This window comes from Nocardia sp. NPDC050718, from assembly GCF_040654235.1.
Lineage (GTDB): Bacteria > Actinomycetota > Actinomycetes > Mycobacteriales > Mycobacteriaceae > Nocardia.
In genome coordinates this window covers 46,362-58,860 of the sequence record NZ_JBFAHQ010000012.1, presented here as the reverse complement: position 1 = coordinate 58,860, position 12,499 = coordinate 46,362, and the positions used below count along the sequence as shown (strand labels likewise).

12 protein-coding genes and 1 pseudogene are annotated in these 12,499 nt (G+C 64.7%); 7 read left to right on the top strand and 6 right to left on the bottom strand.

Annotation, left to right across the window (positions count from 1 at the left end):
* Positions 1-216: 216 nt before the first annotated feature.
* The 3 genes from AB0H54_RS32335 (at position 217) to AB0H54_RS32325 (ending at position 2,942) form a co-directional block, all read left to right on the top strand.
* Positions 217-720: a transposase gene (locus AB0H54_RS32335; protein ID WP_357350668.1), complete on the top strand. Its 504-nt coding sequence runs from the start codon at positions 217-219 to the stop codon at positions 718-720.
* Between the two features lie 196 nt (positions 721-916).
* On the top strand, positions 917-1,765 hold the full coding sequence (locus tag AB0H54_RS32330; RefSeq protein WP_357350666.1) for a helix-turn-helix domain-containing protein: 849 nt from the start codon (positions 917-919) through the stop codon (positions 1,763-1,765).
* Positions 1,766-1,811: 46 nt separating this feature from the next.
* On the top strand, positions 1,812-2,942 hold the full coding sequence (locus AB0H54_RS32325) for a serine hydrolase (protein ID WP_357350664.1): 1,131 nt from the start codon (positions 1,812-1,814) through the stop codon (positions 2,940-2,942).
* Between the two features lie 877 nt (positions 2,943-3,819).
* On the opposite strand, the gene AB0H54_RS32320 is transcribed toward AB0H54_RS32325, so the two are convergent.
* Both AB0H54_RS32320 and AB0H54_RS32315 read right to left on the bottom strand, forming a co-directional pair.
* Positions 3,820-4,254, bottom strand: coding sequence for a hypothetical protein (locus AB0H54_RS32320; protein ID WP_357350662.1), 435 nt, complete (start codon positions 4,252-4,254; stop codon positions 3,820-3,822).
* A 280-nt stretch (positions 4,255-4,534) separates the two neighbouring features.
* Positions 4,535-4,912 (bottom strand): hypothetical protein, encoded by a 378-nt coding sequence (locus AB0H54_RS32315; RefSeq protein ID WP_357350660.1) that lies wholly within the window; start codon positions 4,910-4,912, stop codon positions 4,535-4,537.
* A 138-nt stretch (positions 4,913-5,050) separates the two neighbouring features.
* Here AB0H54_RS32315 and AB0H54_RS32310 point away from each other — a divergent pair.
* The 4 genes and pseudogenes from AB0H54_RS32310 to AB0H54_RS32295 all read left to right on the top strand — a co-directional run.
* Positions 5,051-5,281 (top strand): annotated as a pseudogene (locus AB0H54_RS32310) (ArsR family transcriptional regulator); the annotation flags it as partial.
* Positions 5,282-5,804: 523 nt separating this feature from the next.
* The gene (gene dctP / locus AB0H54_RS32305; protein ID WP_357350658.1) at positions 5,805-6,833 is read left to right on the top strand and encodes a TRAP transporter substrate-binding protein DctP; all 1,029 of its coding nucleotides are present in this window, start codon (positions 5,805-5,807) and stop codon (positions 6,831-6,833) included.
* Complete coding sequence (locus AB0H54_RS32300) at positions 6,830-7,498, top strand: TRAP transporter small permease (RefSeq protein ID WP_357350656.1); 669 nt, start codon at positions 6,830-6,832, stop codon at positions 7,496-7,498. Before dctP ends, AB0H54_RS32300 begins: the two co-directional genes overlap by 4 nt.
* A complete protein-coding gene (locus tag AB0H54_RS32295) occupies positions 7,495-8,778 on the top strand; it encodes a TRAP transporter large permease (protein ID WP_357350654.1) in 1,284 nt (427 codons plus the stop codon). The genes AB0H54_RS32300 and AB0H54_RS32295 overlap by 4 nt, the downstream gene beginning before the upstream one ends.
* A 96-nt stretch (positions 8,779-8,874) precedes the next feature.
* Here AB0H54_RS32295 and AB0H54_RS32290 read toward each other — a convergent pair whose 3' ends face one another.
* From AB0H54_RS32290 to AB0H54_RS32275, 4 genes are all read right to left on the bottom strand, one after another.
* Positions 8,875-9,024, bottom strand: a complete 150-nt coding sequence (locus AB0H54_RS32290) for an alpha/beta hydrolase (RefSeq protein WP_357350652.1) — start codon at positions 9,022-9,024, stop codon at positions 8,875-8,877.
* Positions 9,025-9,086: 62 nt separating this feature from the next.
* Positions 9,087-9,986, bottom strand: a complete 900-nt coding sequence (locus tag AB0H54_RS32285; protein WP_357350770.1) for an alpha/beta hydrolase — start codon at positions 9,984-9,986, stop codon at positions 9,087-9,089.
* A 237-nt stretch (positions 9,987-10,223) separates the two neighbouring features.
* Entirely contained in the window at positions 10,224-11,411 is a 1,188-nt protein-coding gene (locus AB0H54_RS32280; RefSeq protein WP_357350768.1) for an amidohydrolase family protein, read from the bottom strand.
* 188 nt (positions 11,412-11,599) lie between these two features.
* The gene (locus AB0H54_RS32275) at positions 11,600-12,460 is read right to left on the bottom strand and encodes an acyl-CoA thioesterase domain-containing protein (RefSeq protein ID WP_357350650.1); all 861 of its coding nucleotides are present in this window, start codon (positions 12,458-12,460) and stop codon (positions 11,600-11,602) included.
* Positions 12,461-12,499 lie beyond the last annotated feature (39 nt).

Genomic DNA, 12,499 nt, shown 5'->3' with positions numbered 1-12,499 from the left:
AACGAGGTGTCCTGCGTCCACGCTCATCAGCCGCCGGACTGCCAATCGGCGACCGAGCGCGACGTGGGGTGAGCCCTATGACCGAGACCAGTCCGTAGCCGGCCGGGGTGATCCCGGTACCGCCGATTTCGCAGCCCACCTCGGCATGCCTACGCGCGAAGCGCCAACCATTTAGCTTGTGTCAGAGCCTGTGCGCGGCCGATTACCCAATCACGAATGCCCCGGACTCGCCTCGCGAGTTCGGGGCATTCGGTGTCTGGCTGCGGTCGGGCTGGTTCGGGCCGATGTGGGCGGCAACCGCCGGCCGCTGAGAACACCAAGATCGCGGTGGAGCCTGGCCTCCGATACGCGGGCCTTATCGACGCCGACACCGAGCTCGTCGTCGCGCTCGGTGTGCCGTTGTCGGGCAACCGCAACGACTGGCGAGCCTGGACCGAGTCCGGTGCGGCCGATGCCTGTCGCAACGCAGTGGTGATTGCGGACGGCGGCTACCAGTGCACCGGCTTGATCATTGCGCACCGCCGGTCACCTGTTGTCGAGCTGCCGGAATGGAAACAGGCACACAACAAGTCCCATCACAAGGTCCGCGGTGGCGTCGAGCATGCTTTCGTCCGGATGAAGACCTTGAAGATCTTGCGCGACTGCCGTTTGAGCGGTGATGGGGTGGGTGTCGCGATGGCTGGGGTGGCGACTCTGGCCAACCTCGCCCACACCTGCTGATTCCTGGCCGGTGGACCGTCACTGTCACCGAGTCAGACTCACGGGACGTCTCCAAGCGCCCGCGCATTCGTGCGACGGGATCATGTTCTGTCACAGTTGGTTTCGTCGTTGCTGCATGGGTTCCGGTAGTACTCGCGAAAACAAACGGATATGGCGTGGCTGCTGGTGTCGCGCCTGTCCGGGCGGTTATGCGTCGGTGTCGGCCGAGCTGGGTGGCAAGTTTGATTCCTTCGGTGTCCAGGTGTTCGGCGCAATGCGGCGTGGTGACCAGGGGTTGCACCGCCGCATCGCTGGTGTCATCATTGATGACAACAATGGTGACGGAGTGGCTGCATCGGGATCTGGGAGTGGTTCGATGGTTGTAGACGGTGCGCGCCGTGCAGTGCGGCTGACGCCCGAGATGATCGTCGAGGCGGCCGTGCGGATAGCGGCGCGGGGGCGCTCCGACGGTCTGACTGGGCGGGCGCTCGGCGAGGAACTCGGCGTCGACCGGTCGGCGGTGTGGCGGCACTTCGCCGACAAGGACGCGTTGCTGCGCGCGGTCGGGGACCGACTGCTGACCATGGCCTACGACCGGGTGCCCGACGCGCTCGATCCGAAGAGTCGGATGGAACGACTCGCGCACGCCGTCGTCGACGTGTTCACCGCCCATCCGTACGTAGGTGCCGCCGTCGCCTCCCGCACCACCCGCGGGCCGGGCGAGTTCGCGGTGGTCGAGATGATGCTGACGGCTCTTGGTGATCTGGGTCTCGAGGTACCCGACCGGGTCCGCTACCAGCGCATGCTCGCCGACAGCGTGCTCGCGTACGCGGGCTTCCGCGCTGGTTATGCGCTGCTGCCGAAAAAGGTTCGCGATGCCGACGAGCGGGCCTGGGCGCGCGAGTACGCGGCGGCCGATCCGCGGGAGTACCCGGCGATCGCGGCCCTCGCTCCCCGGCTCGCCGAGGTCGGACCGGACACGGTGCTCGACACCCTCATCGAGGCGTTCTGGGCCGCCGTCGAGGCTCGGCGCGCGACATCCGACAGGAGCACGCAGAATGACTGAACAAATGGTGGCACCCACTCGTGCCCGGCGGTGCCAGATTCGGGCGATGATCGCGGTGCCGATCGCGATCGCGGTCCTGCTCGCCGGAACATTCACCGCGACAGCTGTTCTCGACATTCCCGGGCCGCCGACGCTGGCCCGGCTCCTGACCGAGGATCCGTCGAAGCAGGGCCAGCTCTATCCGACCCGCGAGGTGGCGGCCGCGCCGGAGCCCCGACCGCTCCCGGTGAACCCGCAGCCGATGCCCGATTCCGTGCCGTGGAAGGGTGGGCGGATCACGGTGCCGGAGTTCCTCGAAACCACCAGGACCAATGCGTTTCTCGTGCTCCGCGACGGAGCGCTGACCAACCAGTGGTATCGCGACGGAGTCGAGCCGACCACCCGGCTGTCGTCCTGGTCGGTGGCCAAGTCGGTGGTGTCGCTGATGGTGGGCCGGGCGATCGCCGCCGGCAAGCTCGGCGAGGACGACCGGCTCGTCGACCTCCTCCCGGAGCTGGCGACCGGGGGCGAGTACGACGCGATCACCGTGCGGAACCTGCTCGACATGACCTCGGGCGTCGACGTATCCGAGAACTACAACCCATACTTCCCCCTGACGGGCACTGCCCGGATGTATCTCACCCGGGACCTTTCCGACTTCGTCCGTGAGCACCGGAATCTGCGGTTCCCGCCGGGAAGTACGGGCGAATACCGCAGTGTCGACACCCAACTCCTCGGGCAGGTGGTCGCCCGGGTCGAGGGCAGGCCGCTCGCCGAACTCCTCGAGACCGAGATCTGGGCACCGGTCGGCGCCGAGGACTCGGCGACCTGGAACCTCGATGACGACGGGGGGCAGGAGAAGGCCTTCTGTTGCATCAACGCGACCGCTCGCGACTTCGCCAAGATCGGACAGCTGGTCCTCGACGGCGGCAATGCCCACGGCGTGCAGGTCATCCCGGCGGACTGGATCGATCGGATCCGCGAACCCGCGCCGCACCAGGTTTCCGGGTTGGGATACTCCGCCCAGTGGTGGCACCCAGGCGATGGCAGCGACTTCTCGGCGCTCGGGGTGTACGGCCAATACATCTACGTCGACCCCGACACCGGCACGGTCATCGTGAAACTCAGCGACCACGGTGTCGAGCAGGACGAGCAGGAGACGTTCGATGTCCTGCGCACGATCGCTCGGACGCGCTGAGGACCATCGAACTGGACGGTTATCAAGGTCGCTACCAGCTCGTTTGGGTGACTTTGATTGCTGACGCATGAGTCGACGGAAGCCCACAACCGCACCGTATGTGCTCAACACCTGCCGTGATCGGTGGCCGAATCAGGCCAGATCTACTCGGTCAAACTGACACACTCGAGCTGTACAAAAGCGTCAGCGCGGTGACCGGATTCGCAGACCGCATCACCGATGCCTATCCGCTGCTACCGGCATTGATTCAGTGGATCTATGACCACAATCCGGATTTGGCGCAGTTCCTGTACCAAGTGCATTGGCGACGGTTCTGGTTGGCGCGAAGGTACCCGTTGGGACCCAATGCTATTGGTAGTCAACATAGTTCGCGTAGTTGATGTGCTGGCCGGTTCCCATCATTTTCCATGGATTCCGGTCAAAAGTGTGTGTTTGTTGTGTGTTGGGGTTGGTATGCGTCTCGGATGTGGGCTGGCGGCCGACCTACGCGCAACAAGCTCTGGAGGCGTCCGCGTTGTCCAAGGTCGTCGAACTTGTATCGGTCACCGAAACAGGCGGCCGCGAATCCAGCGTCCTGGCTGTATCCCGTCGAGACCGAGGTCGGAGTGGAGGAGGCGAAACTGTCCGACTACCTGAGTTCTCAGCTGTGGCGAGAGTTGCAAGAAAGCAGCTGATCGAGGCAGACCCTGCCCAAGCTGTTCTACCGACCTATCATTCCGCCGCGTTGGCAGCATCGAAGCTGCTCTGGCCCTGAACAATTCGCAAGAGGCGCTGCCCCTCAGCCCGCTCAAACCGCCCTGCGCGCTCATGCCGATGAGCGCGCTCAGCCCGACTCACGTCTCGCAGTCCACCTTTGACGCGAGCCGGGTGGGTGGTCTCAGGCGAAGCCTAGCTTCTGAAGGTAGGCGTACCAGGGGTCAGACAACCGCCATGGCTCGTTCCAGGTTTCGTGCGGACCGTGTATGTAGGGGTACCGCGGACCCAACGCGACAGTATCGATGAACTCCGCGACGCTGTCACAGCGCAGCACGAAGCCTGTGCCCAAGCCGTGACGGAAGTACAGGAAATCAAAGATGAACACCGCTTCGGTATCGAGGTCGAGCACTATCGACTGCTCATCCGCCCGCCCAATGGTCAGCGTACTTCCGGCGTCGATGACGTTGCCGAAGGCGTCGATCAGTTTTTGAGGGGTAAAGCTGCGATGGTTGCTGAACTGTAGGTCACCGAACTGCGGATGAGCTGTGAGTGCGTAGAGCTCGCGTAGGTCTGCTGGCAGGTGCTCGGGGAGCTCGACTCCGTCGTGGAGACACAAGGCTCGTCGTCGTAGTCCTCCCCGAACTCCCCGGCTTCATATCGGCGCCCGAGTTCCTCTTCGGCACCCTGGCCGATCAGCAACTCGATCTTTGCTCTCATCGAGTGCTGGTGGTCTGTCGTCAGCTTCCCTGAGCTCTCGTCATCGAGACCGGTGTCTCACTTGTTGCTGATGTTAGATCCTTGCTCTCACAACCGAATCGCGCCGTGGACAAACATTCGCACATGGCGCTGACCTCGTGGTCGGCGAACGTTCGCATCTGCCGACTATGACAGGGTGATCAGGTCCGTCGAGCCGTGAGGGTACGTCCCAGCAGGTTCGTGGGCTCCGGGAGCGGTCCAGGATCGGTGAACCACGTGATGAGTTCGGCCACGTTTGATGGTCGGATCTCGTCGGGGAGGCCGAACATCGGGCAACGAAAGCGGCGAGCTGGGCCCTTCTGGGTCACTCCGCGAAACTCTGGACCCAGCACGGTGACATGCCGGGCTTCCTCGTCCTGGTTCAGGACGTAATCGAGCAGAATCCGTCGATCGTCAGAAGCGACCGTCAGGGTGGCAGCGCCGGGCGCGTTGTAGTTCTCCCAGTCCGCGCGAACCCACCACAGGAATTCGCGATGGCCCACCACGATCTTGCGCCGCCCCTTCTTTGCGATTGCCATGCGCTAACGCTAGAACGCTGGTGTGGTGAGCGCACATGGTTTTCGTCGGTCGGCATTCAGCATGCCGGTGACGGTGTGAGCAATCTCTGCTACCTGCGCGGCATCCCCTGGACAAGGGCGGTCGCAAGTTGGCGAGTCGCCCTCCAGATAGCACTGCGGCTCAAAGCGATCGCCGACCCTGTCCGGGTCAAGCTGCTGTTGTTGCTGCTCACCGCCCGCAAGCGGAACGCAACGGCGGCTACCTGGCCGCCGAAGTCGGCTCGGGGGAGTCCACCGTCTCCCACGACCTCGGCCAGCTTCCGCAAGGTCGGCCTGGTGGAATCGGAGCGGCGCGGAATGAACACTTTCCATGGCGTCCGCCGCGACGCACGGACAAACCCGTGCCAAGACCGAAGCGAAGGCCGCCGCCCATGCTCACGAGTTGAACCGTGCCCTTTCACCACCGCCCGCACGTTGTGCGCGGGGGAACTCGACCGGCCGACACCTTCGGCCTGTGCACGGTCTGCGCCGTTAGCCGGGCGATAACCAGGGCGACGCTTCGCCTGAGAACAGGTCCTCCCTGCTGCTTCGTGTCACCGCGCGGGAGCGTGCTGCGACCAGCGGTCCAGCGCGACATTCGCCCGCTACGAGGGATCTTCGGCCGATCCCTGCAGGGGTATCTGGAATGTTGGTAGTAACGTGTTCGCGACAGTGATTCGCGTCGAGTGAATCTCGAATTTCGGTTTCGTCAATTGTTTTCGTTCAGCGGTCTGGTTAGCCTCTGCTGTGATAGGTAACACATCAGTGGCTCCATCTGCTTTGCGGTGCAGGTAGCTGTCTTTCCGATATGTCGGGATGTGTCAAATTCTGATGAAATCGGAGGCTGAACTTGACGTTCCGTTGGAGAGCTGCCGTGGCCGCTGCGGTGATGATTGTTGTCGCCGCTGTCACGGGGTGTAGTGCGTCGAAGCCGGATCCCGGGTCGATCACCCTGGTCATGGCAGACAGTTTTTCGGCGAAACACCCGGTCGGAAAAGGCGGGATGCATAAGTTTCTTGCCTATGTTACGGAGCACGGGCCTGCTGTCGGCTTGAAGCTCGAATATTACGGAGCGGGCCAGCTCGGGAAACAGTCGGAGATGGCGACCCTGGTGCGCAGCCGGGCAGTCGATCTGGGAACGATTATTCCGTCGTATCTCGCCAATGAGCTGCCATTGTCGGGCATCGGGGATCTGCCCGGCTTGAGCACTGATCCCTGCGCGGCGACCGAGGCCATCGCCCCGATGATGCGTCCGGGCGGTGCGGTGTACACCGAAGAACTCGAAAGCCGCGGGCTGCACCCGCTGTGGGGCGTGACGATCTCGGGTCTGGAAGTGATGACCTCGGAGAAACGGATCGAAACTCCGGAAGATCTGCACGGGACGGTCATTCGCGCTGCCGGTGGAGTCAGCGATCGTGTCCTGCGAGGACTCGGCGCCGCGCCCGTGTCGTTGCCCGCGGGCGACCTCTACGAGGCTATCGCCCGCAAAACGGTCGGCGGACTGATGACCTCGAAGTATGTGATCCCGTCCTACAGCCTCCAAGACGAGATCCGCTATTCCACTCTGGGAGCTGATCTCGGCGCGACCACGGCATGGCTCACCATGAGTTCGGCCGCGTGGGGCGAGCTGAACGAGGCGCAACGACGCGTCGTGTCCGACGGCGCCGCGGTCGCGCAGGCCGGCGCCTGCCAGGAACTGGCCAAGGCTGAGGCCGCGGCTGTCGAGACGCTGCGCGCCGCTGGAGTGGAGTTCGTCGAGATAACGCCCGAGGGACGGCAGAAGTGGGACGAGGCGTTGTCGGGCATCCGTCAGGAATGGGTCGATGACCTGGAATCCGTTGGTATCCCGGCCCGTTCGGTGCTCACCGGACTCGAGCAGCGGCTGTCGGAGGTGCAGCGATGAAAGACACAACCACGATCGTGCACCCGGATCGCCGGGGTCGAGCCGAACGCACTCCCTTCGGCTACCTCACCGCTGAGCATCCGACCCTGGACCGGGTGCAGAACATGATTTCGGCAGTGTCCGCGGTCATCGCCGGCGTGAGCATCGTCGCGATGGTGCTCATCACTTTGGCCGACGTGGTGGCGCGTTCTCTTTTCGAGTCACCGCTGGGTTGGTCGGTGTCGTTCATCGAGATGTACCTGCTGACGGCGGCGGCATTCTTCGGAATCGTCACGGCTTATCGAAGCGGCGCCCATATCGCGGTGGTCAGCCTGTTCAACCGTACGCCGCCGAGAGGGCAGAAGCTGCTGATGATCTTCGCGTATCTCGTTGTCCTGGTTGGGCTGTGCGCGCTGGGCTGGGCCGGCCTGATGGCAACCGTGTTCGCCGTCGAGATCAGTGAGGGCCCGGTACCCGGCTCCTCCGAGTTACCGATACCGGGTTGGCTGATGTGGTCGATCGTCCCCGTTTCGACAGGTCTCGGAGTAATTCTCGTGGTGATCGATCTCGCGCGCGAGCTGTTCTCGCCGTGGGACCGAACAGCTACCGATTACGACCCGGGTGATTTCGGGGCAGAAGAAGATGGGCGAGTTGTGCTCGGAGCAGAAAGCGGAGCCGGCCGATGATCGCACTGTTCATGATTGTCCTTCTCGTTCTGCTGATTACCATGCGGGTACCGGTATCGTTCGCCATCCTGTTTTCGGGAATTGTCGGTTTGCTGTTGCAGACGACGGCGGGCGCCACCCTCGGCGTGCTGGAAATAATCCCCCTCAGTTCGGTCCAAAGCCTTTCCCTGACCGCCATCCCGCTGTTCATTCTGATGGCGCATTTCATGCTGATGTCGGGGATGATGGATTCGCTGTTCAACGCGGGCAGAGCCATATTCGGACGGATGCCGGGTGGTACCGGAATCGCCTCCACAATGGCGGGTGTCGGGTTCTCTGCGGTGTCGGGCTCATCGACCGCCGCCGCGGCGACCCTGGCCAGCACTACGAGTGTGCGGATGATCGAGGAAGGCTACCGGCCGACCACCGCGACCGGAATCGTCGCTTCGGTCGGAACTCTGGCCGGCATGATTCCACCCAGTGTCATCCTTGTGTTCTACGCAGTGACCGCGGAGACGAACGTCGGTGACATGATCATCGCGGGTATCGTGCCCGGCCTCATCATCGCCGTCGCGCTGCTGATCACGATGTTCTTGCCGATCCTGCGTGATCCTTTGAGCGTTCCGCGCGGCGAACGGGCGACGTGGTCGACCAAGGGGCGTGAGGTGGCGCAGGCCTCGCCGATCGTGCTCATCTTCGTCGCGGTCGTCGGGCTGATCTACCTCGGCATCGTGACACCGACGGAGTCGGCGGCGATCGGCTGCCTCGTTGCGTTCCTGCTGGTGGTGGCCCGGCGCCGGATGACCTGGTCGGGCCTGGTGGAGTCGGTCGTCGAGTCGGTGAAGGCCAGCGCGATGATCTTCGCAATCGTGATCGCCGCACATGTGTTCGGGCACGCCTTCGCCCACACACGGTCGGCCGCGGCGATGGTGGATTGGGTGAGCGGCCTCGCGGTGCCGGCCTTGGCGATCATGGTGCTGATTCTGCTGTTGTATGTCGTGCTCGGGTTCTTCATGGATCAGATCGCGATCATCGCGATCACGGTGCCGATCGTCTTGCCGCTGGTGCAGACCCTTGGGTACGACGCCATCTGGTTCGGTGTATTCGTGGTCCTGATGGGCGAAATCGGCTTGATCTCACCGCCGCTGGGGTTGAATGTCTTCGTCGTCGCTCGCGCGGCGCGCCGCGACACGGTCGAGGTGTTCCGGGGCGCGGCCCCCTACGCTCTGGCCATGATCCTGGTAGCGATTGCGTTCATCTTGTTCCCGGGCATCGTCACCTGGCTGCCGGAATCGATGTGATCGCGCCACGGCAGGATCGGTGCGGACTGCTCGCCAGGTACTGATCCGACGTAGAAAGAGGGCTCAACAGTTGTTGAGCCCTCTTTCTGTCGTTGATCAGTTGTTGCCGACGAGATACTCGGTGAAGTAGCTGTCCAGTTTGTCTACCACGGTGGGGACGTATTCGTCCTTGTCGTAGAGATCGATGTGGGTGGCGCCATCGATCCAGAACAGCTTCTTGGGTTCCTGCGCCTTCTCGATGGCCAACTCGCTGAAGTTTGTCGGCTTGGGGGAGGTTCGCTGTTGGAGGGTGGATTTCCCGAACAGGACTAACTGGCGGGATTGTGCGGGCTCGGCGCCGGAAAGGGCCGGTCGACGAGCGCCGCGCGCAGTGCGTCGCGTTGGCTTGCGAAGAACGACCGCGACACCGGTGCCTTCGGCAGGATCAGGTCGAAACCATGGAAGGCGCCCGTGACGATCTCGACGGTGCACGGGACGCCGGCGTCGGCCAGGCGTTTCGCGTACGCCGTGGACTCGTCGTGGAACAAGTCGGCGGTGCCGACGCCGATCCAGGCGGGCGCGGTGCCGGAGAGGTCGGTGCGGCGTGCCGGTACGGCGATCTCCGGGTCGGTGTCGCCGAGGTAGGCGGCCCAGCCGAAGTGGTTGCTGCGCCGATCCCACAATCGCCATCGGGTGTCGTCCAGGTCGGACCGGGCCGACGTCCGGTCGTCGAGCATGGGATAGACCAGTAGTTGGAATACGGGTGCGACCTCCCTGCGGTCCCGGGCGAGCAGCGCGAGGGCCGCGGCGAGGCCGCCGCCCGCGCTGGCGCCGCCGATCGCGACCCGTCGCGCGTCGATGTCGGAGCGCCGCGCGAGCCAGGTCATCGCGTCGTAGCAGTCCTCGAGGCCCGCGGGATACGGATGCTCGGGGGCGAGCCGGTAGTCCACCGCGGCGACGACTATTCCCAAGGACTCGGCGAGACCACGGCACACCGCGTCATCCTGTTCCGGCACGCCGAAGACGTACCCTCCGCCGTGAATCCACAGCAGAGCGGGCAGCGGACCGGCCACCGGGTGGCGCGGGTGGTGCAGCCGGACCCGGACCCCGGCATCGGTGGTCGCTTCGGTGGCATGGGGAGAGGAGCGCAGCCGTAGAGGGCCGACGAGCCCGCGCAACAACGGCAGCGACCTGCGGGAAACGGCGCGGCTCGGCGCGACCGCCGCCATCGAACGCAGATCCGGATGGAAATCGTGCACCGAGAACCTGGCCCGGAGTCGTTTCCATCGGGCGGTGGAGGTGTGGCGATCCACGGTCGGTCTCCCCCTGTCGCTGACGATAACTATGCAATATAGAACGTGTTCCAGCTTACGGTCGAAGCGCAATCCGGGTCGCCGTTCGGCCGGCGCGGTCGCGATGACCACCCCACCGGTGCTCCACAGGGTAGGGAGCACCGGCCCGTTGCACTACACCGGATCGGGCGTGGCCTGGGCGGACCGCAGCGTGGGGGCGGGGTTGGCGATCGGCAGGCCGAGGAACCGGCGCGCGTTGTCGCCCATGAAATCGTAGGTCCGCTGCACGTCCATGTCCTCGGCGTACTTCCAGTAGCCGAGGGGCTCGGCGAGACCTTCTGGGTGCGGGTAGTCCGACCCGAAGAGCACCTTGTCCCACCCGACCGTGTCGACCACGTCGGCGACGCAGCCCTCCCAGAAGGGGCTCACCCAGATGTTGCGCCGGAACACCTCGTGCGGGTGCTCGGGGAAGTTCTGCGGCATTTTCTTGTAGAGGTCCTCGAAGTCGTGGAACAGCGGCTGGATCCACGAGCTGCCGTTCTCGACGCTGGCGATCCGGAGATTCGGGAAGCGGGTCAGGGTTCCGTGGCAGATGAGGCTGGTGATCATGTCGGCGATCTCGCGATGCCCCAGGGTCATCCACCGGAACGAGCTCTGCGCCATGAAGTTCGCCGTGTGCGGCGGTTCCCAGCGCGCGATGTAGCTGTCGAGCGGCGGGTAGCTCGCGTGCAGGACCACGGGCAGGCCGGCGGATTCCACCTCGCGCCAGAAGGGATCGAACTCCGGCAGGGCGGGGGAACGCCAGCCGTGTAGCCCGTTGACCGGTCCCGGCTTGATCAGCACGGCCTTGGCGCCGTGGTCGAGGACATAGGCGAGTTCCCGCTGTGCCGCATCGACTTCGGACAGGTTGATGATCGGCGTGGAGAACACGCGGTTGTCGTAGTTGTAGGTCCAGTGTTCGGCCATCCACTGGTTGAGGGCGTGGATGATCGCCAGGGTCAGCGCGGGATCATCGGCGGCCGAATGCTCGACCAGGCTGGCCAGAGTGGGGTAGTTCAGCGCTTCGACCACACCCTGGCGATCGAGCTCGGCGATCCGGTCCGCCGGGTTCCGGGTTCCCGAGGGCGCGTCGATCGCGGGGCCCTGCATCTCGCGCAGGGTGAGTCCCTCGGTGTTCTCCCCGGCGAAGAACTTCTCGTGCGCGCCGGGGGCGGCCACCCGCTCGAAGGTCGGGTTCGGGATGAAGTCGGTGACCTGGTTGTTGATCACGATCCGGGTCTGGCGGCCGATTTGGGCGAACTGCACCGCTCGCTCGTACCGCTCCGGCAGGTACCTCGTCAGCGCGTCGGGGTTCTCGTACATGTGCTGGTCGGCATCGAAAATCGGTGCGGCACGGAATTGTTCGTCGGTGCTGCTCACAGTCGCCCTCCTCGGGAGCTGGGTTGTCGCTCCGGGCCGCCCTGCGCGCGAGGCGAAGGCGGGACGGCCCGGTGGCCCTGGATCACCCCACGGGTAATTGTCTTATTTACGGTAAACCATACAGTAACGGATCAAGAATGGGGTCGGGGAGCCGTGCCGGCGGGGAATCGCAGCAGCGACTCCTGGGCGAAGGAGGCGATCAGGGTGCCGTCCTCGCCGAAGACGTCGCCCTGGCCGTAGCAACGGCCGCGTCCGACGAGCGCCGGACGATGGCGCAGCAGCAGCCAGCCATCGGTGGGCATCGGGTGATGGAACCACAGCGTGTGCGAGGTGGTGGCGGAGGTGAAGTCCCGGCCGTTGCCGTGGTGGTCGATGCCGGGAAACGATCGTAGCGCGGTCGCGATCACGTGGAGGTCGCTCGCATAGGCCAGGAGCGCCGCGCGGACGCCGGAGTCGTTGCCGGGCAAGCGCATCCACAGGTCGAAGTCGGCGCCGGCATCGCCGTCGTCGGGTGTCGAGGTCGCTCGCGTGTCCCAGGGCAGGAGCTCGATCTCGACGCGGTGCTCGGGCCCGGGCGCCGACAGGGCCGGGTGGTCCGGCTGATACGCGGGGCCGTCTTCGTCGCTGTGCAGGGAGATCGCGCAGGTGGCGATCGTTCGGTCGCCCTGCCACGCGGAGACGGTCAGCGCGCCGAACGAGCGCCCGAGGTGGACGGGGTCGATGAGATAGGTGACCGGGTCCTCGGTGCGCCCTTCCCTGGTGAACAGGGCGTGCAGGGATTTGATCGACCGGTCCGGCGCGTGGACGTGTGCCGCGCGCACGAACTGGGCGAGGAGCTGGCCGCCGAACAGGCGCCGGTGCGGCAGTTGCTGATTGGCTCCGGTGAGCATCCGCGACGCTGCGCCCGGCGGCGAGGGTACGGTGTGGCCCGCGCGCGGATCGGGTTCGCGCAGATCCAGGCAGGTCATGAGGTCGTGCAGCACGTCGGTCACGAGCTGATGATACGTTCTACTGGAATAATTACAGTAGCT

Coding starts and splice junctions, on each gene's coding strand:
- AB0H54_RS32285 (WP_357350770.1), bottom strand. CDS start 9,986: ATGGCGGCGGTCGCGCCGAGCCGCGCCGTTTCCCGCAGGTCGCTGCCG.
- AB0H54_RS32300 (WP_357350656.1), top strand. CDS start 6,830: ATGAAAGACACAACCACGATCGTGCACCCGGATCGCCGGGGTCGAGCC.
- AB0H54_RS32315 (WP_357350660.1), bottom strand. CDS start 4,912: ATGGCAATCGCAAAGAAGGGGCGGCGCAAGATCGTGGTGGGCCATCGC.
- AB0H54_RS32295 (WP_357350654.1), top strand. CDS start 7,495: ATGATCGCACTGTTCATGATTGTCCTTCTCGTTCTGCTGATTACCATG.
- AB0H54_RS32325 (WP_357350664.1), top strand. CDS start 1,812: ATGATCGCGGTGCCGATCGCGATCGCGGTCCTGCTCGCCGGAACATTC.
- AB0H54_RS32335 (WP_357350668.1), top strand. CDS start 217: ATGCCCCGGACTCGCCTCGCGAGTTCGGGGCATTCGGTGTCTGGCTGC.
- AB0H54_RS32280 (WP_357350768.1), bottom strand. CDS start 11,411: ATGTACGAGAACCCCGACGCGCTGACGAGGTACCTGCCGGAGCGGTAC.